Source organism: Streptomyces sp. NPDC002784 (assembly GCF_053592135.1).
In genome coordinates, this window is the sequence record NZ_JBSFVD010000017.1 from 44,410 (window position 1) to 67,599 (window position 23,190).

General features: G+C 71.0%; 23 protein-coding genes and 2 pseudogenes. 10 read left to right on the plus strand and 15 right to left on the minus strand.

Features of this window, described 5'->3' with window-relative positions; all coding sequences use genetic code 11:
* Positions 1-45: 45 nt before the first annotated feature.
* On the minus strand, positions 46-1,407 hold the full coding sequence (locus tag ACWD1Z_RS25920) for an ABC transporter substrate-binding protein (RefSeq protein ID WP_451121976.1): 1,362 nt from the start codon (positions 1,405-1,407) through the stop codon (positions 46-48).
* Positions 1,408-1,952: 545 nt separating this feature from the next.
* On the opposite strand from ACWD1Z_RS25920, the gene ACWD1Z_RS25925 reads away from it, so the two are divergent.
* Positions 1,953-2,273: a hypothetical protein gene (locus tag ACWD1Z_RS25925; RefSeq protein WP_451121977.1), complete on the plus strand. Its 321-nt coding sequence runs from the start codon at positions 1,953-1,955 to the stop codon at positions 2,271-2,273.
* 15 nt (positions 2,274-2,288) lie between these two features.
* Here ACWD1Z_RS25925 and ACWD1Z_RS25930 read toward each other — a convergent pair whose 3' ends face one another.
* The 6 genes from ACWD1Z_RS25930 to ACWD1Z_RS25955 all read right to left on the minus strand — a co-directional run bounded on the left by ACWD1Z_RS25930 (position 2,289) and on the right by ACWD1Z_RS25955 (position 8,598).
* Positions 2,289-3,152 (minus strand): MurR/RpiR family transcriptional regulator, encoded by an 864-nt coding sequence (locus tag ACWD1Z_RS25930; protein WP_451121978.1) that lies wholly within the window; start codon positions 3,150-3,152, stop codon positions 2,289-2,291.
* 116 nt (positions 3,153-3,268) lie between these two features.
* Complete coding sequence (locus ACWD1Z_RS25935) at positions 3,269-4,567, minus strand: cyanophycinase (protein ID WP_451121979.1); 1,299 nt, start codon at positions 4,565-4,567, stop codon at positions 3,269-3,271.
* A gap of 65 nt (positions 4,568-4,632) precedes the next feature.
* Positions 4,633-5,871, minus strand: coding sequence for a M20 family metallopeptidase (locus ACWD1Z_RS25940; protein ID WP_451121980.1), 1,239 nt, complete (start codon positions 5,869-5,871; stop codon positions 4,633-4,635).
* Entirely contained in the window at positions 5,868-6,620 is a 753-nt protein-coding gene (locus ACWD1Z_RS25945) for an amino acid ABC transporter ATP-binding protein (protein WP_451122081.1), read from the minus strand. The genes ACWD1Z_RS25940 and ACWD1Z_RS25945 overlap by 4 nt, the downstream gene beginning before the upstream one ends.
* A gap of 32 nt (positions 6,621-6,652) precedes the next feature.
* Positions 6,653-7,648, minus strand: coding sequence for an amino acid ABC transporter permease (locus ACWD1Z_RS25950; protein ID WP_451121981.1), 996 nt, complete (start codon positions 7,646-7,648; stop codon positions 6,653-6,655).
* Between the two features lie 2 nt (positions 7,649-7,650).
* Positions 7,651-8,598 carry an ABC transporter substrate-binding protein gene (locus ACWD1Z_RS25955; protein ID WP_451121982.1) on the minus strand — a complete coding sequence of 316 codons (948 nt, stop codon included), beginning with the start codon at positions 8,596-8,598 and terminating at the stop codon, positions 7,651-7,653.
* Positions 8,599-8,862: 264 nt separating this feature from the next.
* Between ACWD1Z_RS25955 and ACWD1Z_RS25960 the strand changes: the two genes are divergently transcribed.
* Both ACWD1Z_RS25960 and ACWD1Z_RS25965 read left to right on the plus strand, forming a co-directional pair.
* Positions 8,863-9,921 carry a hypothetical protein gene (locus tag ACWD1Z_RS25960; RefSeq protein WP_451121983.1) on the plus strand — a complete coding sequence of 353 codons (1,059 nt, stop codon included), beginning with the start codon at positions 8,863-8,865 and terminating at the stop codon, positions 9,919-9,921.
* 388 nt (positions 9,922-10,309) lie between these two features.
* On the plus strand, positions 10,310-11,476 hold the full coding sequence (locus ACWD1Z_RS25965) for an alkane 1-monooxygenase (protein ID WP_451121984.1): 1,167 nt from the start codon (positions 10,310-10,312) through the stop codon (positions 11,474-11,476).
* 16 nt (positions 11,477-11,492) lie between these two features.
* Here the strand turns inward: ACWD1Z_RS25965 and ACWD1Z_RS25970 are convergent, their stop codons facing one another.
* From ACWD1Z_RS25970 to ACWD1Z_RS25990, 5 genes and pseudogenes are all read right to left on the minus strand, one after another.
* Positions 11,493-11,972: a MarR family winged helix-turn-helix transcriptional regulator gene (locus ACWD1Z_RS25970; protein WP_451121985.1), complete on the minus strand. Its 480-nt coding sequence runs from the start codon at positions 11,970-11,972 to the stop codon at positions 11,493-11,495.
* A 10-nt stretch (positions 11,973-11,982) separates the two neighbouring features.
* Positions 11,983-13,044 (minus strand): alkene reductase, encoded by a 1,062-nt coding sequence (locus ACWD1Z_RS25975; protein ID WP_451121986.1) that lies wholly within the window; start codon positions 13,042-13,044, stop codon positions 11,983-11,985.
* Positions 13,045-13,171: 127 nt separating this feature from the next.
* A pseudogene (locus tag ACWD1Z_RS25980) lies at positions 13,172-13,611 on the minus strand (zinc-binding dehydrogenase); the annotation flags it as partial.
* Positions 13,612-13,768: 157 nt separating this feature from the next.
* Positions 13,769-14,236, minus strand: a complete 468-nt coding sequence (locus ACWD1Z_RS25985) for a cupin domain-containing protein (protein WP_451121987.1) — start codon at positions 14,234-14,236, stop codon at positions 13,769-13,771.
* 54 nt (positions 14,237-14,290) lie between these two features.
* Positions 14,291-15,265 (minus strand): alpha/beta hydrolase, encoded by a 975-nt coding sequence (locus ACWD1Z_RS25990; RefSeq protein WP_451121988.1) that lies wholly within the window; start codon positions 15,263-15,265, stop codon positions 14,291-14,293.
* Positions 15,266-15,625: 360 nt separating this feature from the next.
* On the opposite strand from ACWD1Z_RS25990, the gene ACWD1Z_RS25995 reads away from it, so the two are divergent.
* Complete coding sequence (locus ACWD1Z_RS25995; protein WP_451121989.1) at positions 15,626-16,915, plus strand: hypothetical protein; 1,290 nt, start codon at positions 15,626-15,628, stop codon at positions 16,913-16,915.
* Positions 16,912-17,142, plus strand: a pseudogene (locus tag ACWD1Z_RS26000) (VOC family protein); the annotation flags it as partial. The gene ACWD1Z_RS25995 and the pseudogene ACWD1Z_RS26000, both read left to right, overlap by 4 nt.
* Here ACWD1Z_RS26000 and ACWD1Z_RS26005 read toward each other — a convergent pair.
* Positions 17,134-17,304: a hypothetical protein gene (locus ACWD1Z_RS26005; protein WP_451121990.1), complete on the minus strand. Its 171-nt coding sequence runs from the start codon at positions 17,302-17,304 to the stop codon at positions 17,134-17,136. The pseudogene ACWD1Z_RS26000 and the gene ACWD1Z_RS26005 sit on opposite strands and share 9 nt — an antisense overlap.
* A 259-nt stretch (positions 17,305-17,563) precedes the next feature.
* On the minus strand, positions 17,564-18,760 hold the full coding sequence (locus ACWD1Z_RS26010) for a carboxylate-amine ligase (RefSeq protein WP_451121991.1): 1,197 nt from the start codon (positions 18,758-18,760) through the stop codon (positions 17,564-17,566).
* Positions 18,761-18,939: 179 nt separating this feature from the next.
* Here ACWD1Z_RS26010 and ACWD1Z_RS26015 point away from each other — a divergent pair, with 179 nt between their 5' ends.
* From ACWD1Z_RS26015 to ACWD1Z_RS26025, 3 genes are all read left to right on the plus strand, one after another.
* Positions 18,940-19,494, plus strand: coding sequence for a hypothetical protein (locus ACWD1Z_RS26015; protein WP_451121992.1), 555 nt, complete (start codon positions 18,940-18,942; stop codon positions 19,492-19,494).
* 261 nt (positions 19,495-19,755) lie between these two features.
* Positions 19,756-20,616, plus strand: coding sequence for a SigB/SigF/SigG family RNA polymerase sigma factor (locus tag ACWD1Z_RS26020; protein ID WP_451121993.1), 861 nt, complete (start codon positions 19,756-19,758; stop codon positions 20,614-20,616).
* 31 nt (positions 20,617-20,647) lie between these two features.
* Positions 20,648-20,953, plus strand: coding sequence for a DUF5133 domain-containing protein (locus tag ACWD1Z_RS26025; protein ID WP_451121994.1), 306 nt, complete (start codon positions 20,648-20,650; stop codon positions 20,951-20,953).
* A 115-nt stretch (positions 20,954-21,068) separates the two neighbouring features.
* On the opposite strand, the gene ACWD1Z_RS26030 is transcribed toward ACWD1Z_RS26025, so the two are convergent.
* Positions 21,069-21,428, minus strand: a complete 360-nt coding sequence (locus ACWD1Z_RS26030) for an STAS domain-containing protein (protein WP_451121995.1) — start codon at positions 21,426-21,428, stop codon at positions 21,069-21,071.
* A 260-nt stretch (positions 21,429-21,688) separates the two neighbouring features.
* On the opposite strand from ACWD1Z_RS26030, the gene ACWD1Z_RS26035 reads away from it, so the two are divergent.
* Both ACWD1Z_RS26035 and ACWD1Z_RS26040 read left to right on the plus strand, forming a co-directional pair.
* Positions 21,689-22,342, plus strand: coding sequence for a beta-glucanase (locus tag ACWD1Z_RS26035; protein WP_451121996.1), 654 nt, complete (start codon positions 21,689-21,691; stop codon positions 22,340-22,342).
* Between the two features lie 269 nt (positions 22,343-22,611).
* On the plus strand, positions 22,612-23,136 hold the full coding sequence (locus ACWD1Z_RS26040; RefSeq protein ID WP_451121997.1) for a MarR family winged helix-turn-helix transcriptional regulator: 525 nt from the start codon (positions 22,612-22,614) through the stop codon (positions 23,134-23,136).
* Positions 23,137-23,190: the final 54 nt, after the last annotated feature.

Genomic DNA, 23,190 nt, shown 5'->3' on the forward strand with positions numbered 1-23,190 from the left:
GTTCCCCGCCGCCCGAGGGCGGCGGGGAGGCCGGGGAGGGACCGATCACTCAGCCACGTCGAGCGACTGCTTGCGCAGGGACTCGGCGCTCTGCGCGCCGGTGTCCTTGAGCACGTCACCGAGGGTGCTCTTGCCGGCGATGGCCTTGGCCGTGCCGTCGCTGAGGAAGCGGTAGGTGTCCGTCATGGTCGGACCCCAGGTGAAGTCGGTGTCCACGTTCGCGGAGGCCTCGGCGAAGACGTCGAAGATCTTCTGCTTGCCGTAGAAGTCCACCGGCTGCTTGAGCGCCGGAAGGTCGAGACCGGCCTTCGCCGCCGGGTAGAGCCCGCCCTCGCGGTTGAGGATCTCCAGCGCCTCGGGGTCGCTGTTCAGCCACAGGGCGAACTTGGCGGCCTCGGCGGGGTGTTCGGTCCCGGCCATCACCGTCGTGGTGGAGCCGCCCCAGTTGCCGGCCTGCTGCTGGCCCTCCTCCCACTGCGGCATGGGGGCGACCGCCCACTTGCCGTCGGTGGACTTGGCGTTGTCGCGGATGGTGCTGTAACCCCAGGCGGCGCTGACCCAGGTGACCACCTCGCCGGTGTTCCATGCCTTGTACAGCGCCGGGGAGAAGCCCTGGAGGTCGGTGGCGACGAGCTTGTCGTCGATCAGCTTCTGCCAGTAGTCGGCGACCTGGCGGCTCTCGGGCCGGTCGACGGTGACCTTCCAGCTGTCGCCGTCACGCTCGAACATGGTGGCCTGGTTCTGCCACAGCAGGCCGGTGAACCAGTTGGGGTCGGTCTGGGAGAAGTGGGTGATGTACTTGCCCTCCTCCTTCAGCGTGCGGGCCTGCTCCGCGTACTCGTCCCACGTGGCGGGGGCCTTGAGACCGAGCTGGTCGTAGATGTCCTTGCGGTAGAACAGGGCCATGGGGCCCGTGTCCTGCGGCACCGCCCAGACGCCGTCCTCGCCGTCGGCACCGAACTCCACCTGCGACCAGGTCCAGTCGACGAAGGTGTCGCCCGCCTCCTTGACGCCGGGGCAGGACGAGATGTCCGTCAGCCCCTCCTTGAGCCGGAAGCTCGCCAGGGAGTCGTACTCGACCTGACCGAGGTCCGGCGCCTTGTCGGCCTTCAGGGCGTTGGACAGGTTCTGGTAGGTGCCGGCGTTGCCGGCGGGGGTCGTCTTCAGCTTGACCTGGATGTCGGGGTTCTTGGTGTTCCAGACGTCGACGGCCTTCTGCATGCCCGGGACCCAGGACCAGTAGTCCAGCGTGACCTTGCCCGAGGCCGGCTTGCAGGACGCCTCACCTCCGCTGCCGGCCTTGTCGCCCCCGTCACCTCCACCGCAGGCGGTCAGTGCCGTGAGGGCCAGAACCGTTCCGCCGATCACGCAGCGTCCGACCAGTGATGTGCGATCACGCATCGCCATGGTTGCTCCTTGCACCGGGATCCGCTCCGATGAAGCGGTGGGCACAAGAGACATCTGAAATCAACGAAAGTCAACAGGCTCAGGCGAACTTATGACGCTCAGGTGCACTTCGTAATCAGTTCGAAACCTTACGCGGAGCCTCTAAGAGCCCCGTGACCTGCACATTCACGGAGCGCGGCACAGAACCCGCGCAGCGATCTCGCTCTGCGGAATCGATTACGCTACGGTGCTCAAGCGCACCGACAAGAGAGCGGCGGCGCATCCGGGGGCGGGGCACTGCGGCGCCCCGCCCCCATCTCCAGCCACTTGACGCGGCGTCAGAACGTTGTCGAGGAAGGGTCCGCCATGCGTCGTACGCTCTTACGGGTCCTCGTCACCGTCACCGGCCTGATCGCGGCGACCCTGGTGACCGTGTCGAAGTAGGAGTCCCTGGTGCGGCACTACGCCTCCTGGGGGCTGATCAGTGTCGCGCGGAAGTCCCAGGGCGGCCTGTTCCCCAGCCATTCCGGCTTCGCGGACGACCTCAACGCGCGCTGACCTGGCTCGTGGCCCAGAACGGCACCGCCGGATCGCGCTTCGAGAACGCCGTGGCTGTACGGCACTTGGCGCTCTCCGGGCACTCCATGGGGGCGGGCGCCGCGGTCCTCGCCGCGCAGCGCAACCCGGCCGTCTCCTCGGTGTCCCTGCTGGCCGCCGCCGAGACCAACCCGTCCGCCGTCGCGGCCGCCGCACAACTGACGCTGCCGCCACAGTTCCTGGCCGGCAGCCGGGACACCGTCACCCCACCGGAGCAGACCTGGCACGAGCAGGTCTGGGGGCAGGCCGCGCAGACGCTGCCCGGCGTCGACCACGAGGCCAGGCGCTGACGCCTCGGCGACCGGTCACACCAACCCGGTACGGCGGGCGACGTCCTCGGTGTGCCGCATGTGCTGGTGCGCGTCGTCACCCAGCTCCGTGATGAGGCCCGCGACGACGGTCTCGATGACGGCGAGGGTGGGCACCAGGCTGTCGTACGGGGACGGGGTGGTCACCTGGCTGGGCAGCACCACCTCGGCGTGCGCGCTGGTGGGCGACAGCCAGGTGTCGGTGAAGACGACGACCTTGCCGCCCTGGTCCTGCACGAGCTGGGCGAGCGCGGTCTTGTCGCTCTCGTAGCGGCGGTAGTCGAAGACGACGAGGACGTCGCGGCGGCCGAGCCGGGCCAGGGCGGCGGCCCGTTCGACGTCCCGTTCCGGCAGGATGTGGACGTCGTCGCGCAGTTGCATCAGGTGCAGGCCGAGGTACTGGGCGAGCAGGTGGGTGAACCGGCCGCCGACCAGCGTGATCCGGCGCTTGCGGTCGGAGAGCAGGGTGATGGCCCGTTCCAGGTCGTGCGGTGGGGTCTCGGCGAGGGTCTGGGCCACGGCGGTGGTGAACAGCCTGCTGCTGCGGGCCATGAGGCCCGCGGCCGTGTCGTCGCCGGGGACGTCCTCCGTCTCCTCGTACAGCGACAGGGGCGAGGCGTTGCGCTGGTCGAGCTCGGCGCGCAGGGCGGCCTGGAACTCGGGGAACCCGCTGTAGCCGAGGCGGGCGACGAAGCGCAGGACCGTGGGGGCGCTGACGGCGGCGCGTTCGGCGATCGTGGCGACGGTCTCGAAGCCCGCCGCCGGGTAGGCGGCCAGGAGCACCCGCGCGACCTTCCGCTCGGCGGGGCTGAGGGTGCCCAGCTTGAGGCGGATGTCGTCGGCGAGGGTGCCGGAGGCCATGAGGGCTCCTTTCGGATCTTGCGGTACGCCGGTGCCGAGCCTAGTGCCCGCACGGGCGGCTCGGTCCGGCCGGAGGTACCGGCCGGACCGAGCCGGCGACGGGGTGGGACGCGCGGTCACCGGGGGGCGATGTCGATGCGCAGTCCCACGAGTGACCGCGCGGTGGTGCCGTCGCTCGTCCAGGCGGTGAAGCCCGGCCGCTTGGTGAAGGTGACGGCGAAGCGGGGAGCGCTCTCGTAGGTGGTGGCGGTGGCGGTGCGCTGGGTGCGGGTGGCGGCGAGGGCCGCGGCGGTGCTCAGGAAGGAGTACGGGACTCCGGCCGGGTTGTCGACCGAGTGGAAGACGTCGTCGTTGGCGGGCACGGGGGACGTGCCGCTCGGGGTCAGCGGGCGCTTGCCGGGACCGGGGCGGGCGGCCCAGCGGCGGGCGTCGTAGTGGTCGCCGTCGGTGAGGTGGGTGTACCGGGCTCCGGTCAGGGTCCAGCCGGCCCGGGAGGTGCGGGCGCGGGCGTCGCGCAGGTCGAGGATGCCGACGCCGTTGGTGCCGAGGACGGTCATGGTCTCGGCGTGTGTTCCGGGGCGGTCGACGACGAGGGCGCTGTTCTCCTGGAGGGCGTAGACGCGGTCGTGGCCGGTGTCCGCGGCCAGGCGCAGGGCCCGGCCCTCCCTGCCGTAGGCGCCGGTGTGCGTGTCGACGAGGCCGGAGCGCAGGAAGCCGAACCCGCCCGCCGGGAGGTGGCCGAGCCGGGTGGGGTCGTCGAAGTAGCCGGGCGCGCTGCCGTCCCGCAGGCCCTGGTAGGACTCGCCGCCGGTGACCATGTCCGCTCCGGCCGCGATCTGGGCGCCCGCGGAGGTCCCGGCGACGACCGCGCCGTCGGCCAGCTTGGCGCGGATGGCGGCGAGCACCTTGGAGTCGGTGTGCCGGTCGCCGTGCAGGAGGGTGGTGACGTACCGGTACTGGTCGCCGCCGCCGAAGAAGAACCCGGTCATGGAGTTGATCCGGTCGACCACCGCGTCGGAGTCGGCGTTGGCGATGTGGTCGAGGTCGACCGGGATCCACTCGGCGTCGGCCGCGCCGTGCTTCTCGAACAGCCCGGCGTAATAGGCGCCGTTGCAGGCCGAGTTGCTGCACCGCTCGGGGTCGTTCGCGTGCGGGTCCTGGCTCTCGGGCACGGAGGCGGCGGTGAGGACGCCGATACGGGCGCGGGAGCCGCCGGCCCGTTCGATGATCTCGCCGTACACCTGGGTGTTGCTCTCCTTCAGGGCGCCGCCGATCAGGACCAGGGAGCCCGCCGCCGGTCCGGTGCCGGGGTGCGTGGTCGTCTGGGCGGCCGCCGGAGCGGCGGTGAGGGTGAGGACGAGGGCGGTGGCGGCGGCCAGGAGGTGACGCCGGCCGGGTCGAGGGCGCTCGCGCATGGTCTCTCCATGAGGTGTGGTGGGGCCCGGGAGGTCCGGGTGCGGTACGGCCGGGGGTCCGGCGGTCATGCGTCGCCGCCGCTGTCGCCGAGCGCGACGATCAGCGAGGCCAGCAGGGCGACGCGCTGGGGCACGCTCGCGGTGTCCAGCCACTCCTGCGGGCTGTGGTCGGCGCCGCCGACCGGACCGAGTCCGTCCAGGACCGGAACGCCCACGCCGGCGATCAGGTTGGCGTCGCCGACCCCGCCGGTGGCCGTGGCGCCGAGGGCGAACCCGAGTGCCCCCGCCGCCCGTTCGGCCGCGGCGAACATCCGGTGCGACGCCTCGGTCGCCTCCATCGGCGGGCAGTCGTCGAGTTGCTCGACGGTCACGGCGGTGCCGGGGACCGCGGGGCATGCGGCGGCGTCCTCGATGGCCCGCCTGACCTTGCGTACGTCGGCGGCGGTGGCCGCGCGTACCTCCAGGCGGAGTTCGGCCTCGGCACAGACGATGTTGGGGCGGTGGCCGGCCCGGACGACGCCGACGTTGACGGTCACGCCGTCCCAGCGCCCGTTGAGGGCCTGCAGAGCCACGACGAGGTGCGCCGCGGCGAGGGCGGCGTTTGCGCCGCGCTCGGGTTCGATGCCGGCGTGGGCGGCGCGGCCGGTGATGGTGAGCCGGAAGTCCGCAACGCCCTTGCGGGCGACCACCAGGTCCCCGTTCTCTCGCGCGCACTCCAGTCCGAGGGCGTAGTCGACGCCGCGGGCGACCTTCTCGGTGACCGCCCGGCTGACCGGGGAGCCGATCTCCTCGTCCGGGGTGGCCAGGAACACCAACTCGGCGTATTCCGCGATGCCTTGCTCCCGCAGCAGCTCCAGGGCGGTCAAGCCGGCCAGCAGACCGCCCTTGTCGTCGCTGACTCCGGGACCGTGCGCCCGGGTGCCGTCCAGGGTGAAGGGCCGCTCGGCTGCGGTCCCGTCCTCGAACACGGTGTCCATATGGGCCGCCAGCAGGATCCTGCGCCCGCCGTCCGCTGCCGCGAGGCGGCCCGCCTTACGGGCGACCAGTACGTCTCCCGTGCGGAGGGCGTCGGAGGGTGGACCGTCCGCGGCAGGCGGCCGGATCCGCTCGACGGCGAATCCGAGCGAGGTCAGGGACGCCTGCACCCAGTCGGCAACCCGGTTGACTCCGTCGGGGCTGTACGAGCCGGAGTCGATGGCGACGAGGCGGGCGAGGTCGTGCAGATAGCGCTCAAGACGGCTGCGGGCCGGGCCGAGCAGGTCGGCGGGGCGGGGCCGGGGCCGCTGCCGCGAGGGGGCGCTCACAGAACCTTGGACAAGAACGCGCGGGTGCGTTCCTGTTCGGGTTCGACCAGGACCTGCCGCGGATCACCGGCCTCGACGATGACTCCCTCGTCCATGAAGACGGCCGTGTCACCGACTTCGCGGGCGAAGCCGATCTCATGGGTGACGACGACCATCGTCATGCCGTCGTCGGCCAACTGGCGCATCACGTCCAGGACATCGCCGACGAGTTCCGGATCGAGGGCGGAGGTCGGCTCGTCGAACAGCATCAGCTTGGGTTTCATGGCGAGGGCGCGGGCGATGGCCACGCGCTGCTGCTGGCCGCCGGAGAGCTCTGCCGGGTAGTGCTCGGCGCGGTCGGCGAGACCGACCCGCTCCAGCAGCTGCCGCGCTTCCTGGCGGGCCTGTGCCCTGGCCACGCCGGCGACGCGGACCGGTGCTTCGATGACGTTCTCCAGCGCCGTCATGTGCGGGAAGAGGTTGAAGCGCTGGAACACCATGCCGATGTCGCGGCGCCGCTCGGCCACTTCCCGTTCCCGCAGTTCGTGCAGCTTGCCGCCGTGCTGGCGGTAGCCGACGAGGTCGCCGTCGACGGTGAGCCGGCCGCCGTCGACCTTCTCGAGGTGGTTGATGCAGCGCAGGAAGGTGGACTTGCCCGAACCGGACGGCCCGAGCAGGCAGCACACGCTGCCGCGCCGGACGGTGAGGTCGACGCCCTTGAGGACCTCCAGCTTGCCGTAGTGCTTGCGCACGCCTTCCGCGTGAACCATCGGCACGCCTGCGTCGTGCACGGTCGGGGCGCTCACCGGCCGGCCTCCTTGTTCTTCACTTGCGCGTTCTTCGCTTGTGCGTTCTTCGCTTGCGCGGGCCGGGTGACGCCGCCGAGCAGGCGCCGCAGGGGGGACACGTGCTGGGCGCGGGCGGTGCCGCGGCCGTAGCGGCGTTCCAGCCACGCCTGCGGGACGCCTAGCACGGTCACCAGGGCGAGGTACCAGAGGCTCGCGACGACGAGCATGGGGATGACCTGGTAGTTCTGGGCGTACACGTCCTGGATGTTGGACATCAGGTCGTGGGCGGAGATCACGGAGACCAGTGCGGTCATCTTCAGCATGTTGATGGTCTCGTTGCCCATCGGGGGGATGATGACGCGCATCGCCTGGGGCAGCACGACGCGGCGCATGGTGAGGGCGGGGCGCATGCCCAGCGAGTGGGCGGCCTCGGTCTGCCCCGGGTCGACGGACTGGATACCGGCGCGCACGATCTCGGAGGCGTAGGCGGCCTCGTTGAGCCCGAGGGCGAGCAGGGCCGCGACGGCCGGTGTCAGCAGGGAGTTCGTCTCGGCCCGGAAGAAGGTGATGTCGGTGAACGGGATCCCGATCAGCACGTACTGGTACAGGGCCGCGGCGTAACCCCAGAAGATGATCTGTACGAGCAGCGGCGTACCGCGGAAGATCCACACGAAGAACGTGGCCAGTCCGTACAGGACGGGGCTGGTGGACAGCCGCATGACCGCGATGACCGTGCCCAGGGCGAGCCCGAGGACCATGGCGGCCGCGGTCAGCCACAGGGTGGTGAACAGGCCGTCGAAGATGAGGTCCGCGAAGAGGTACTCACCGACGATGTCCCAGCGCAGGTTGTCGTTCCTGGCGAGCGAACCGGCCAGCCCGACCAGGGCGGCCAGAGCCGCCGCGGCGGCCACCCACCGGCCGTAGTTGCGTACCGGCACGACGACGAGGTCGTCCGCCGCGAGCCCGTGGGCGGGCGCGGTGATGTTCCGGGGTGTCTTCAGCTCGACCATGCTCAGTCGACCGCCGCGTTCCTGGTGGCTTCCTTCACCGCGATGGAGGCGACGCCGTACTTGTCGAAGATCTTGGTGGCGGTGCCGTCGTCGATGAGGGCCTGGAGGGCCATCTGGATCGCGTCGGTCAGTTCCGGCAACTCCTTGGTGACGGCGATGCCGTTGGGCGAGGCGTTGTAGCCGCCGGGTGCTGTGGGGTCCTCGACGAGGTCGAAGGTCTTGCCTCCGTCGGCGGACTTGGCGGTCCAGCCGGCGGCCGGCTTGGTGAGCAGCTGGGCGACGACCTTGCCGGAGCGCAGGGCGAGTTGGGCGTCGGAGTCCTTGGGGAAGGTCTGGATGTCGATCCGGCCGCCACCGGTCTTCTCGCAGGTGGCCTGGTGGCTCTTGAGCAGGTCGAGCTGGTTGGTGGCGGCCTGCACGGCCACCTTCTGCCCGCACAGGTCGTCGAGGGTGGCGAGCTTCTCGGGGTTGCCCTCGGCGACGAGGATGCCGGAGCCGGACTGCGAGTAGTCGACGAAGTCGACGACCTGCTGCCGCTCCTTGTTGTCGGTGATGGCCGACATCGCCGCGTGGAACTTGCCGGCCTGGATGGCCGGGACGATCCCGTCGAACTTCTGCGGGGTGAAGGCGAACCGCACACCCAGCTTGGCGCCGAGGGCCTGGCCGAGGTCGTAGTCCAGGCCCGTCAGCTCGCTCTCGCCTTCCTTGACGTACATCTCGAAGGGCGGGTACGGGACATCGGTGGCGACCTTGACGGTGCCCGCGTCCTTGATCTCCGCCGGCAGCGCGTCGTGCAGCACGGGGTCCTTCTCGATCTTGACGCCGGCGACGGTGACGCTGCCGCTCGCGGCCGGTGCGGTGTCGTCACCGGTGGAGCAGGCGCTGAGGGCGGTGAGGGCGGTGGTCACTACGGTGGCGGTCGCCAGACGGCGGACCGTGCGAGCGTTCATGGCGGGTCGGACCTCTCGGAAGCCTTGGCCGGCGGAGACGCCGCCGACCACACTCCGGAAATTACAGAACGCCCGCAATCTTGGCTAGATGTATCGCGCGTTACGTTCACGTAACGAGCCGCGATAACACCCCTGGACCTCGGCAGATCACCATTCACCTGCCCTTTTCACATGACCTCAAGTCGATCGTGCGGTACATCTTCCAGCCACAGCTGACCAGTTGTACCGTCCGCTAGCACACCGCATCTCAACTCCGGAGGATCCATGTCCCTACGCCTGAGACGCCGTTCGGCGACCGCCGCCGCCCTGGCGCTGCTCTCCCTCACCGCCACCCTCGGCTCCGCCGCCCCCGCCCAGGCAGCGGCCGACCGGATCCGCCTGGGCAACGCCGCCGACGCCGACCGCGCCGGCTGGCAGGGGCCGGCGTTCACCATGAACGGCGACGGCTCGGTCGTCCCCGGCTCCATGAGCCGCGCCCTCGACACGATCCGCGGCAACACCGGCTCCCTCGACGTCGTCGTCCTCGCCGGCTCAGCACCGTCCTCGGGCAGCAGGACCCCGGAGTGCGACACCGTCATGCGGCTGGCCGGGGTCAACTCCTGCACCACGTGGACACTCACCCGCGCCGCCGACGGCAACAACACCCAGGCCAACGCCGACATCCGCCAGGCCGAGTTCGTGTACTTCGCGGGCGGCGACCAGTGCCGGTACGTGCGCTGGAAGGGCACGGCACTGGAGACCTCGGTCGAGTCCGTGGTCGCCAAGGGCGGCGGGGCGGGCGGGGGCAGCGCGGGCCACCACGTCAGCAGCCCCGTGGTGTACGACGCGTGCGGCGGCAGCGCCACCAGCGCCGACGCCCTGGCGGACCCCTACGACCGCTCCGTCACCTTCACGACCGGCATGTTCGAGTGGCCCCACTACGCCGGTGTCGTCAACGACTCCCACTTCAGCGCCCGTGATCGCATGGGCCGCACCATGGCGTTCGTGGCCCGTGCCGTCAAGGACGGCCTGACCCCGGGCGGTCGGGCCTGGGGAGTCGGTGTCGACGAGCGGGGCTCGCTGTTCATCGACAGGAACGGCCTGGCCACCCAGTACGGGGCGAACGCCTATGTCGTCCTCGGTGACCACCAGCCCGAGCGGGCCGTCGCGGGCCGGCCGCTGACCTACTCCGACTACAAGATCTGGCGGCTGACCCCGGGCGCGACCTTCGACTTCGCCAACCGTCCCACGTGCGGCTACTACCGCCGCAGCGTCACCAACGGGGTCCCGGACGCGAACCCGTACAACGGCACCCCGGAGAGCTGCGCCACGAGCCCGTCCTGACCCTGCCCCACCTGCATGCGGCGCCGGTCCGCCCGCAGGAGCGCGCCCGTGCCGCCGCGGCGGGATCTGTCAGCGGCGGCACGGGCGCGTTACCTGCTCGGCGGACAGCACACGGGGAATCCGCCGACGGCCAGCGTGCCATGACGGCCAGGCGCCGCCCAGAGCGACTCGGCGTCAACGTTCTGACGCTTCGTCAGCGGGGCTGCCACCTCGGGAGGCACGGGACAACGCGCCCGTCACCTCGGCGGCGAAAGCGGCCCGCGCCGGCATGAGCTCTAGCTGACGCAGCGTCAGAACATTGACAGCACGCCCCCGATTGTCAGCGACAGCCGTCGGTGCCACCCTCGCCGAGTCTCCGGATCCCGAACGCCCCCAAGGAGCTCAGCCGATGACGGCACCGTCGACGACACCTCCCGCATCCCCCGCCGGCACACCCTGGCGCGACCGCAAGCGCTACGCGTGGCTGCTCGGCCTGGCGGTCCCCACCCTGCCCTTCCAGGCCACGGCGCTGGTGGCCGTCAGCGGCTGGCAGGCGCTGTGGTGGTGGGGGCCGTTCTTCGCCTTCGTCCTCATTCCGCTGCTCGACGCGCTGATCGGCCCGGACCAGGAAAACCCTCCCGACGAGGCCATACCGCTGCTGGAGGAGGACCGGTACTACCGCTGGTGCACCTACCTGTACCTGCCCCTGCAGTACGCCGGTCTGCTGTACGCGTGCCTGCTGTGGTCCGACGGCATGAGCGTGCCGGAAGCGCTGGGCCTCGCCGCCACGGTGGGCGTCGTCGCCGGTGTCGCCATCAACACGGCGCACGAACTCGGGCACAAGCGGGAGACGGTCGAACGCCGTCTGGCCCGCCTCGCGCTGGCCCAGTCCGGCTACGGACACTTCCACGTGGAGCACAACCACGGTCACCACATCCGTGTGGCGACCCCCGAGGACCCCGCGAGTTCGCGGCTCGGGGAGAGCCTGTGGGCGTTCCTGCCCCGAACGGTCGCGGGGAGCGTGCGCTCGGCCTGGCGCCTGGAGACCCGTCGCCTCGACCGGCGCGGGCATCGCACCTGGTCGTACCGCAACGACGTACTGACCGCGTGGGCCCTGACCGCGCTGGTCTTCGCCACGCTCGCCGCCGTCCTCGGACCGGTGGTCCTGCCCTACCTGCTCGTCCAGGCGGCGTGCGGCATCCTGCTGCTGGAGACCGTCAACTACCTCGAACACTACGGCCTGTTGCGCGAGCGGCGACCGGACGGGCGGTACGAGCGAGTCGCCCCACGCCACAGCTGGAACAGCAACAACACCACCAGCAACATCTTCCTGTACCAGTTGCAGCGCCACTCCGACCACCATGCGAACCCGCTGCGCCGCTACCAGACCCTGCGCCACTTCGACGAGGCCCCCCAACTGCCCTCCGGCTACGCCTCCATGATCGTCCTGGCCTGGGCGCCCCCGCTGTGGCGCCGCGTGATGGACCCGAAGGTCCTGGCGCACTACGACGGCGAGGCCGGGCGGGCCAATCTCCATCCTCGGCGGGCGAAGCGCTACGAGGCGCCTTCCCGGTAACCCGCCCGGCAGGTGTCTACGCTCCGTCCCGGCGGGCCGCTTCGCGAGTGCTGATCGCGTTGGCGATCGTGTACGCGTCGCGGACGAAGGACTCCGCCTGCTCCTTGGAGAGGTCGCGGACGGAGGCCTCTTCCAGGGTTTTCCACATGGCCACGATGGGCTCCCGCATGGCGCGGCCCTTGTCGGTGAGGTGGACGACCATGACCCGCCGGTCGTGTTCGGCCGGCTGGCGGGTGAGCAGGCCGGCTTCCTGCATGCGGCGCAGGGACTTGGAGACGGTGGAGTGGTCCAGGCCGACGCTTTCCAGCAGTTCGGACTGGGTCTGGCCGTCGCGGTCCAGAAGCTGCATCAGCAGCAGTTCCTGACCGGGGTGCAGGTCCATGTCGCGGAGCATCGCGGCGGCGTAGCCGCGGTGGGCGCGGGCGAGCTGGAAGATCGCGTAGCTCACCTGTCCACCGCTGACCGTGGAGGGGATGTGGGGCGTGGGGGCGGGCATGGTCTGGTCCTCAGGCGGTGTAGGTGGGGTAGTCGGTGTATCCGGCCGCGCCGCCGCCGTAGAAGGTGGCCGGATCGGGGGTGTTGAGCGGCGCGTCCGAGCGTAGCCGGTGGACCAGGTCGGGGTTGGCAAGGGCGAGGGCGCCGACGGAGACGAGGTCGGCCGTGCCGTTGTCGATGTCCTTGGCTCGGGTGGCGACGTCGGTGCCGGCGCGGTTGAGGATCAGCGTGGTCGGCCATGTTGCGCGCAGGGTGTCCAGCAGGGCCTCGTCGCCGGCGTGGAGGAGGTGCAGGTAGGCGAGGCCGAGCGGGGCGAGGGCGCGTGCGAGGGCGGGGTACACCTCCGCGGTGTCGGTCTCGGCGATGTCGTTGAAGGGGTTGCCGGGAGAGATGCGCAGGCCGGTGCGGTCGGCGCCGATCTCGTCGGCGACGGCGGTGGCGACCTCGACGGCGAAGCGGATGCGGTTCTCCATGGAGCCGCCGTAGCGGTCGGTCCGCTGGTTGGTGTTGGCGGACAGGAACTGGTGGACCAGGTAGCCGTTGGCGCCGTGGATCTCGACGCCGTCGGCGCCTGCCGCCATGGCCGCGGCGGCGGCACGGCGGAAGTCGTCGACGGTCGCCGCGACTTCTCCAGTGGACAGGGCGCGGGGCGTCGGCATGTCCTGGGGTCCGGAGGCGGTGAACATCGCGCCCTGGGGGCGGATCGCCGAGGGCGCGACCGGCTGCCGGCCGTGGGGGGTGTTGTCGGGGTGGGAGATGCGTCCGACGTGCATGAGCTGGATGACGATCCGCCCGCCGGCGGCGTGGACCGCGTCCGTCACCGTGCGCCATCCGGCGATCTGGTCGTCGTTGTGGATGCCGGGGGTGAGGAGGTAGCCCTGGCCGTCGGCGGAGGGCTGGGTGCCTTCGGTGATGATGAGCGCGTGCGAGGCGCGCTGGGCGTAGTACTCGGCGTTCAGGGGGGTCGGCACACCTTCGGGTGTGGAGCGGTCCCGGGTCATGGGGGCCATGACCAGGCGGTGCGGGAGGGCGAGGGCGCCGACGGTCGCGGGGGTCCACAGGGCGTTGAGCATGGGTGTTCCTTCGGTGTGGTGATGAGGGGTGATGGTGAGGGGTGGTGGTGAGGCGTGGCGCGACGAGTCGGGGTGATGAGGGGTGATGGCGACCCGGGGTGGCGAGTGGGCGGTGGTCCCGTGCGGGTCAGTCGACGGTGAGGACGAGCTTTCCGCGGACGTGACCGCGGTCGCTGACGTCCTGGGCGGCGGCGGCCCGGGCGAGGGGGTAGGTGGCGCCGACGGCGGTGACCAGCTTGCCGGTCGCGGCGGCCCGGGCGAGGGCGGCGAGGCGGTCGGCCGAGCGCTGCTGCGGGCCGTCGGCGAAGGTGATGCCGATCTGGTGGGCGCGGAAGTCGGCGAGGGTGATGATGCGTTCGGTTCCGCCGCGCAGGGCGATGGAGTCTTCCAGGGCGCCCTTGCCGGCGGCGTCGAGTACGGCGTCCACGCCGTTGGGAGCGAGGGCCCGAACCCTGTCGACCAGGCCCTCGCCGTAGATGGTCGCGGTGGCGCCGAGGGCGGTGAGGTAGTCCTGGTTGCCGGGGCCGGCGGTGGCGATGCCCGTGCTCCGCGGCCGGTGGCGAGCTGTGGCGGGTGCGGGAGGGTGTTGGGGGGCGGGTGACCGCTGGTAGCCGGTAGGCGCGGCGCGGGAGCCCGGCCAGGCAGTCGCCGGTAGCCGACAGGAGTCACGGCGACGGGAGCGCGGAGGACGGTCGCCGGTAACCCGTAGGCACCCGTGAAGAGGTCAGCGCGGAGGGCCGACGACGACGGCGCCATACAGTTCGGCGGCCTCCGCCATCAGTGACTTGGGGATCTCGAAGCCGTCGGGACGCGGCGTGGTGAGGTCGCGTCCGGCGTGACGGAACATGCCCTCGATGCCGCCCGGGGTGGCGATCATGAGGAGGTCGGCGCGCTCGGAGGTGATGCGGTAGGAGTGCGGGATGTTGCGCGGCAGGTAGACGATCCCTCCTTCGCGCAGCTCGTGCTCCTCCTCCCCCGCCCACACCAGAGCGGATCCCTTGATGAGCATGAAGATCTCGTCCTCGCGGGTGTGCATGTGGAAGGGCGGGGCCTCGCCTCTGACGACATCGAAACGGCCCACGGTGAGTTGCCCCTCGGTGGCGTCCTTGTCGAGCAGGACGGAGAACGTGCTGCCGTCGAGCCACTCCAGCTTCTGCTGCTGCTCGTGTTGTGCGAGATAGGCGGCGGTCATGTCAGTCTCCTTTGGGCGTACGGCCCTTGGCGGCCGTGGGGATGGCGGGGTCTGTCAGGCGCTGAGCGTGCGGCGCACCCAGGCGGTGCGGGCAGCGAGCGCGGCGGTGGACAGGGCCGCGGCAGGGGCGGCGCCGTCGAAGATGTGGAAGCCGCCGGCCCAGACGTGGAGTTCGGCCTGGACACCGGCCGCCCACAGGCGGGAGGCGTAGGTGACGTCCTCGTCGCGGAAGACCTCGGCGGAGCCGACGTCGATGAAGGCCGGGGGCAGCCCGGACAGGCCCTCGGCCCGGGCGGGGGCGGAGTACGGGGAGACCGCCTCGGTGCCGCGAAGATCGCCCAGGAGTGCGGTCCAGCCGGTGGTGTTGCTCTCCCGGCTCCAGGAACCGGTGCCGGAGTACTGGAGCGTGGAGACGGTGTTGTCGCGGTCGTCGAGCATGGGGCTCATCAGCAGCTGCGCCAGCGCCGTCGGCCCCTTGCGGTCGCGGGCCAGCAGCGCGACTCCGGCCGCGAGTCCACCGCCGGCGGAGGTGCCGGCGAGGAGGATCCGCTCGGGGTCGATACCGAGTTCCGCGGCGTGGGCGGCGGTCCAGACGAATCCGGCGTAGGCGTCTTCGACGGGGGCGGGGGCGGGGGGTTCGGGGGCGAGGCGGTAGTCGAGGGAGACGACGACCGCCCCGTGCTCGAAGGCCCAGTCGAGGATGTTCGCCATGCCGGTGGAACGGTCACCGATGAGCATGCCGCCGCCGTGCAGGAAGTAGATGGCGGGAGCGGCGGCGGCCCTCTTGTCGCGGGGCGTGAACACCGAGGCCGTCAGCTCGCCGTCCGGGCCGGGAACGGTGACGACGCGGTGGCCCAGCGCGCGGGTGGCGAGGACTTCCTCGATCGGGGCGGTGAAGGGCGCGGCCCGCAGCGGCTCGATCATCTCCGCCGTGATCGCGGAGGGCAGCGGGCTGTTGGCGTGCAGTTCGCCCAGCTCGGGTCGTACGGGGGGGCGGGCAAGAGCATCGGTCGCGGAAGCAGTGGTCATGACGCACTCCTGGGGAGGGGCTTCACCGACCGCTTCTGTGGCCGACCACATAAAAGTAGCGCGAGATTACGTGGCTGGCAACACATTTCTCCGCGGGGTCTTCCGTCCCCACCGACGAGGAGCGACGAGCCTGTTCCGGTGATCGCGCGGCGGACTCCCGTGACATCGCCGCCGTAGGACCGTTGAGGCAGGTCATGATCCACGGACTCGCCCCCGACCTGGCGGTCGCAGTTCGTCCTCCCTGGCTCGCCCCCATACGGCGTCCACACCTTCCACCGGCACGCCGTACGCGACCCCCGGGTGCGTCTGGTGATGCCCCGCCTGCGACGGCCTGACCCTGGCACGAAAGAAGACCGGCACATGACCGCGCATCGCCTCAACACCTGGACCCTCACGGAGTTCCCGCGCCTGAACCAGGGGGTGCTCTTCCACGGTGACCCGTGCGAGAGCCTGGTCAAGGCACTGGCGACTCAAGCGCTTCCGCTGCTGGCCGAGGACCCCGACACCTACACACCAGCGCAGGCCCAGCAGATCACCGTCCTGATGGGAAGGTGGGGCTCGGCGTGCGTGCGCCACCACGTCGAGCAGGGCCGCATCCCGGTCGGCGACACGAGCACTCTGTTCGCGGCACTCGACGTGCACGGCCGCCCCTACCGCCAGTACCTCGCCCGCGTGGCCGCCCGCACCCGGACCGGGCACCCCGACCGCGACACCTACGTCTCCTACTTCCACTGGAACCCGCCCACCGTCCACGTCCGCTGGGCCGGGCAGGAGTGGCACGCTCCCGGCGTGTTCGGCGACGGGCAGACCCGCACCTACACCGGTGATCCACGCGAACGGCAACTGCTCGGGTTCGTGAAGTCGGCCGAGGGCGTGGAACTGGCCGCCAACGACCTCATCGAACCCCTGCTCGGCACGGAATCGGCCACGGACGAGCGGATCGCTCGGATGACCGCGGCGGCCGGCCTCCTCGGCACAGTCCACCGGCTCTTCGCCCACTTCACCCGCCTCCCGGCAGGCGAGCGCATGTCACCGGAGTTCTTCACCGACACCTGGCGCCAGTTCACCAACCACTGGGAGCCCGGCGACTACCCGCCCAGCGGCGCCGCCGACACCGAGTTCATCGCCCGCGACCTCATCCTGGGCCTGGACATCCCCGACTACATCTCCTACGTCCGCCGCCTGTACCCGGCGCTCCTGCCCGACGGACAGCGACGCCTCAGCCGTCTGACGGGCGTCACCCCACTCCCCCGGCAGGTCCTCGCCCGCGCCGGCCTCGACGAGGAATCCCTGAACCGCGCCACTCCTGACGAACTGACGGCCATCGCGGCCGCCCACCGGGAACTGACCGCCTGCTACCTGCTCCTGGCCGAGAACGTCCGCGTCGCCACCGCCCACCTCAACTTCGCCCGCCGCTTCGTCTTCGACCTGCGCCGCAGCCGTGACGCCGACGGTGTGCCCGACACCACCGTCATGAGCAGCCGCATCGGCTCCACCGGCATCCGCGAGTCGTTCATGGACGAACTCAAGAACGCGCGCCGCCACCACCCCCTCACCGCCTTCGAGAAACTGCGCCGCTCCACCCTCACCGCCCTGGTCCAGGCACCCCCCACCCCGCCGCTGGACGAGGTCGTCGGCCTCGGCGCCTGAAGCGCGCCTTTCGGGTGGGGCCTTGCAAGCGCACAGACAACTTCGCCGGTCTCACGAGTGAGAACGGGCTCTTCGTCGGATTTCAGCGCGTCGACGACTACCGGGCTCCCAGCTGGCCGGACCAGGATGTTTCCCAGCAGCTCCACCTCTGCTTCGCCGTCGACGACCTGGACGAAGCCGAGGCCCGGTTGTTCGATCTGGGTGCCGGCAAGCCGGGTTCAGGACCCCTCGCGCAGGTTCTCCGGGCTGAGCCCGGCCTCCTCCATCGCCTCCCGCATGGTGCGGCCGGTGGCGCCGTTGCCCTGCTCGCCGGTCGCTGCTTCCTCCGGCGTCCGTACGACGTCGTCCGTGGACGTCGTCTTCGGCCGGTTCTCCTCCGGTACGGTCACGACTTCTCCTTGCTCGCCCGTGCGGGCGGGTTCTTGTGTGCCGACTTGCGGGCCTGGCTGTCCCGTGGGGAGAAACGCTTACCGATCACTCGGGTGTCTCACGAGCCCCGTCCGAAACGTGCCCCAGTCGTCACCGGCGCCCACGGCTTCGCTGACCACCCTGGGGGGATGCCGAGGTCGACGGCTCGGACGTACTCCCCCCGACGCCGCCGTTGTTACCCGCCCGGGCGAAGACCGGCACCTCCAGGCACCGGAGGTGTCACGCAGGCCGGTCGGAAGGCTGCGCCGTGACACCCGAGATGAGGTGGTCGACGACATCGGCGAGACGGCCACGCCGGCGGTGGACGGCGCGTTGGGCATCGGCGCGGCTGCCGTGGTTGCGCAGGCGCGACCAGAGCCGGTGCACGAGTTCGGTGTCGCCGTGGTGATCGAGCGCCGGACGCAGGCGGGCCAGCAGGCCGTCGACGTGGCTGATGGCCGGGGTCAGACGGCCGGTGGCCGGATCGATGAGGTCACCGGCGAGGCCGTCGCGTGCGGCGCGCCAGCAGGCGGCCCGCAGCAGGTCCGGAGCGGGCCGCGGGACCGGCTCCTTCGCGTCGATGGCGCTTAGGGCCGCGGCGGTCATCGCTCTGACGAGTCCGGCGAGCAGGACGGTGTCGTCGGCGGTGGCGGTGGCGTCGGCGGCCCGGAACTCCAGGGTGGGCAAGTGGTGGGAGGGCCTGATGTCCCAGTACAGGCCACCGCGGTCCATGATCGCGCCGGTGGCGAGATGGCCGGCGACGAGATCCTCGTAGTGCGAGGGGGACTCGAAGTACGGCGGCGGGCCGGCGACCGGCCAGCGTCCCCAGGTGGTCGTACGCCAGCTGGCGTAGCCGGTGTCCCGGCCCGCCCAGTAGGGAGAGTTGGCCGACAGCGCGATGAGTACGGGGATCCAGGGCCGCAGATGGTTGCTGATCTCCAGGGCGGTGGCGAGGTCGGGGACGCCGATGTGGATGTGGCAGGCACAGGCGATCTGCTCGTCGTCCAGGGCCCGGAACTGGGCGGCGCTGCGGGTGTAGCGGACGTCGTCGGTCAGCGGCGGCGGCCCGGGCGGGGCGATGACAGGGGTGCCGGAGGAGATGATGCGCAGGCCCCGGCGTGCGGCGGCGCCGCCGAGGCAGCGGCGAGTGGTGCGAATCTGGTCGGCGAAGCGGGCGAGGCTGCTGTGCGGGACGGTGCGGGTCTCGACCTGGTAGCGGGTGATCTCCGGGCCTACCCGGTCGCCGAGCTCCTTTGCCGCCTCAGCCACCACCGTCTCGGCCTCCGCACGCAGTTCCCGGGAGACGGGGTCGACCAGCAGGAACTCCTCCTCGGCGCCGAGGGTGAGCGGGGGAAGCCCGGATGCGAAAGCGCGGCCTGGACCGAAATCCGGATCGGGTGATGGTGTGACGGCCGGCGTGTGCCCTGTACTCGTCATGCCGGTCATGCTGACACGAGCACCCGCGGCTGGGCAGAAGGCGAAAGGCGTCAGCGCCTGAAGCGGACCGGCCGGAACAAGAACGCGATGGGCGGAAAGCCCTCCGCATCCAGCGGTTGGCCACGGCAGACGGGGCACTCGGCATCCATCGACACCGTTCCGATTCCCGGAGGCAGCTCATGAGTGCCACAGCCCCCCGCCCCGACGGCGCACCCGCGCCGCAGCGCATGCTCGCCATCTACCTCAATGACCATCTGGCCGGCGCGACCGGCGGCGTCGAACTGGCCCGCCGCATGGTCCAGGAACACGGCGAGTCGGCGCACGGCAAGGAACTGCGCTCCCTGGCCTCCGCGATCGCCGAGGACCGGGCAGCCCTGCTGCGTCTCATGGCCGACCTGGAGGTCACGCCCAGGCGCTACAAGATCTACGCGGCCTGGCTGGGCGAGAAGGTGGGCCGGGCCAAGCCGAACGGCCGCCTGCTGCGCCGCTCCGGCCTGACCCTGCTGATCGAGCTCGAAGCCATGCGGCTGGGGGTGCAAGGAAAGATTCTTCTGTGGCGCACCCTGCACCGCGCCGCGGCAGTGGATCCCCGCCTGGACTCCGACGAGCTGCTGCACCTGCTGAGCAGGGCAGAGGACCAGCTCATATCCCTGGACTCCCTCCACGCCAAGGCCGCGGCGGCGGTGTCTCCCCTTGTCGACGCCCGGCAGCAGGTCCCGGCATCCGCCCCGTGACAGGCGAGGCACGCACCAAGCGGAACGGATTTTGAGAACTACGGCGAACCTGGTGTTTGTGGGCGGAGACGGGGGGCAGGCGGAATCTTGTGCTTCGGACCGGAGGCGCGCCCAGCGGGGAGCAGTACGTCCGCGCGGGCCCGCTGTCGGCGGGTCCCGGCCTACTCCTCCTCGCGGCTGACCCTGGCATCCCCGTTCAGGCCATGACCCGGGACTTTTGTTCCGATCGTGCCTTGAAAACACGCTCAGGAGCGATTCCGCATGCTCATCGACACTCCCACGTCCACCCCCCACGCCGCTCCGTCGGACACCGCCACCGCCACCGCTACCCGCGCCCGGCGCAACCACGACGACGCCCCGGACACCGCCGAGCGCTTCGCCCGGCTGGCGGAACTTGAGGACTGTCCCGAGCGATCCGCACTGCGCGACGAACTCGTCGCCGTCTGGCTGCCCATGGCCCACCGCATCGCGTCCCGCTTCCGCGACCGGGGCGAGTCCATCGAGGACCTGCGCCAGGTCGCCGCGCTCGGCCTGGTGAAGGCCGTCGACCGGTACGAGCCGGAACGCGGCGCGTTCGAGAGCTACGCCGTCCCGACCATCACCGGCGAGGTCAAGCGGCACTTCCGCGACCGGATGTGGGCCCTGCGTGTCCCGCGCCGGGTGCAGGAGCTGCGCAACCGGGTCCGGGTGGCCCGCAGGGAACTCACCCAGAACCCCGGCAGCGCCGAGCCCACCATCGCGGACGTCGCCGAGCACACCGGGCTCACCGAGGACGAGGTGCGCGCGGGGATGGAGGCGCTGGAGAGCTTCAGCACCCTGTCGCTGGACGTCGAACTCGCCTCGAGCGACGACGGCTACAGCCTGGCCGACACGCTGGGCGCGCCCGACGCCTCGTACGACCGCATCGTCGACCGCGAGGCCGCCAAGGCGGGGCTCAGCAGGCTCTCCGAGCGTGACCGGGCCATCCTCTACATGCGCTTCTTCGAGGACATGACCCAGAGCCGCATCGCCGACCGGCTCGGCATCTCCCAGATGCACGTCTCTCGGCTCATCAACCGCAGTTGCGCCCGCGTCCGCGACGAGGTCATGACCCAGCGGTCCGGCAACCGCTCCGCTCAGTGAGCCCGCTTCCGCGTCCCGAGGAGTCCGTCCGATGCTGATGCCTCTTCCCGCACGCCTGCACGCGCTCGTCAGGGAGTACGAGACTCTCCTCGTCGAGGAGGAGGGCCGTACCGGAGCCGACGCCCCCAGTCAGCGCCTGCGGGACCTCGCCTACACCCTGTGCGTGTCCACCGGCACCCGCGACATCGAGCAGGCCCTCGAGGCCGCTCACACCTATCTCGGCACGGCGGCCGCCTCCCCCGCCGCACCTCCCGCCAGGGCTGCCGGCTACGCGCTCGGCGTGCCCCGGCGCCCGATCGAGGACGTACGCGTCCGTCGCACGACAGCTGATGCCTGACGGTCCGCCCCGCCGGACCTGGCTCTCCCCCACGCGCTGAGGGCCGGGCCCGGCGCTGCGGGCAGGCAAGGAAGAATCCCGCAGCGCCCGCAGCGCCCCCTTCTCCCCCGTCCCGCTATTCCGTTCCCTCGGAGTGGGCCGCAAGGGCTTCATCGACACTGTCGTGCACGCGTATCACCCTGTCGGCACCGGTGAGGGTCATCAGCCGCAGGGTCTGCGAGGGTGGCCCGGCCACGGCGAGCCAGCCGTCCTCCTCGCTCACGGTGTGGTGCAGCTGCAGCAGCATGTTCAGCCCCGAGGAGTCACAGAAGGTGACCCTTGACAGGTCCAGCACGAGCCGTTGATGGGCCCCTGCCAGCTCGTAGGCCCGCGGGGCGAGGTCGGTGAGGGTGTGGTGGTCCAGTTCGCCGGCCAAGGCGGCCACGGCCAGGGGCCCGCGGGTGTCCACTACCGTCAGCTGGGCGTCGGCGCTCATGAACCCATACTCTCCTGTCCAGGGGTGATCAGGGTTTCCATCATGCTCGAATGTAGCGGTCTCCGGCAGAGCGGCAGCCACCCGGTTCCTCTGCAGTCGTAGATGGCTCGGTTTGAGCCCCGCGGCGCACGCCGGCGGATGTTCGCATCACCCGTTCGCATGAAAGAAGGGCCGTCCTCCCAGGTGTCGGCATGACGCAATCAGCGGCGGGGATCACCGCAGGAGCGCGTGATGTGCGATCGAGAAGAAGGAGCCCCGGCGTGAGTGCTGTCGTGTTCGTCGCTGATTTCACTTCCGAACGCCAGTGGGTCGCCGGGCGGTCCTGGGCCTATCCGGACGGCGGCCCCACCAATCCGGGCGACGACAAGCTCGACCACCTCACCCCGGATCCCTCCTACTGCCGTGACGGCCTGTTCCGGGCCACGCACCGTCCCGACGGGCTGTGGGACGCGGGCCTGCTCACGACCGAGGAGAGCGCGGAGGCCTTCATGGTCCGGACCGGCGACCGGCTGGAGACCAGAGTGCGCCTCCCGGTCGGGGTGGGCGCCTGGCCGGCGATCTGGACCTGGCGGGACGGCGGCAACGAAGTCGATGTCTTCGAGTACCACCCGGACAACCCGGACCTGCTGGAGTTCACCAACCACGTCCGCCGGAGCAGCAGTTACGTCCGCGACAGCGCGGTCGCTCCCGGAGCGGTGATCAGCCTGAGCGTGACGTTCGGCAGGAACAGTGTGGTCTGGCTGCTGAACGGCGAAGAGGTCTTCGCCGACCGACGCGGCGTCGGCGCGGACTGGCACGCCTCCCTCATCGTCAACCTGTCCGTCTGCGCGGGCCGCTACCATCCGCGGCCCGATGACACCGTGAACGAGCTGTCGTACGGCGTGGAGAGCCTGGTCGTGCACCGCGATCCGTAACGCCACTCGCAAGCGGGCTCATGTCCGAGTTCTCAGCCGCCCTTCGCCGCCGCACGCCTTCGCTTGGTGTCCGCACCGAGAAATGGAGCTGACCCGGAACGCACTTATTGTCCGGTCTGTTTTCGCCCCTGGCATCTCGACCACCCGATTCCCGGCCCAACTGCCTACGATGGCTCCACCGGCGGTGCTTGGTCGGCGGCTGTTCGGGTACCGCGCTTGTATGAGGGTGGTATACGCATGGGCAGGCGATTGCTGGAAGTGATGGATGCGTGACGCGTCTCGGAGGCTTCGGAGACGGCCAGGCGGGCGGACGGGGCGAGGAGCTGCGGTCCCTCGCGTTGGGGATCTTCGACGCGGTGGACGACCTTTCGACCCTGTGGTCGGAGGCGGCCCAGCGGGCCAGCCTGCGGCTGTCGCCGCACCAGCTGCGGGCTCTGCGGGTCCTGGAGCTGGAGCCGGGGCTGAACCTCACGTCCTTGGCGGAGGGCATGGAGATAGGGCTGCCGACCGCCAGCCGGCTGTGTGACCGGCTGGAGGCGGCCGGGCTGGTGGAACGGGTGCTGCACCCCCGCAAGCGCCGAGAGGTGCAGCTCAGTCTCACCGGGCACGGTCGGCAGGTGCTGGGAGAAGTGGCCTCCCACCGGTCGCAGGCGCTCGCTGCGGTCCTGGCGGCCATGACCCCTGCCGAGCGGGAGGCGCTGAGCCGCGGCATGCAGGCGTTCCTGTCCGCTCAGCACACCGCCCGGCGAGCCCCCGGAGGACCACGCTCCGGGCCCTCGTCGGCCGCCCCGTGACCCCCTTGCCGCCCCGCGGCCCCTTGGACCGACGCAGCTGGCCCGGTGAGCCGT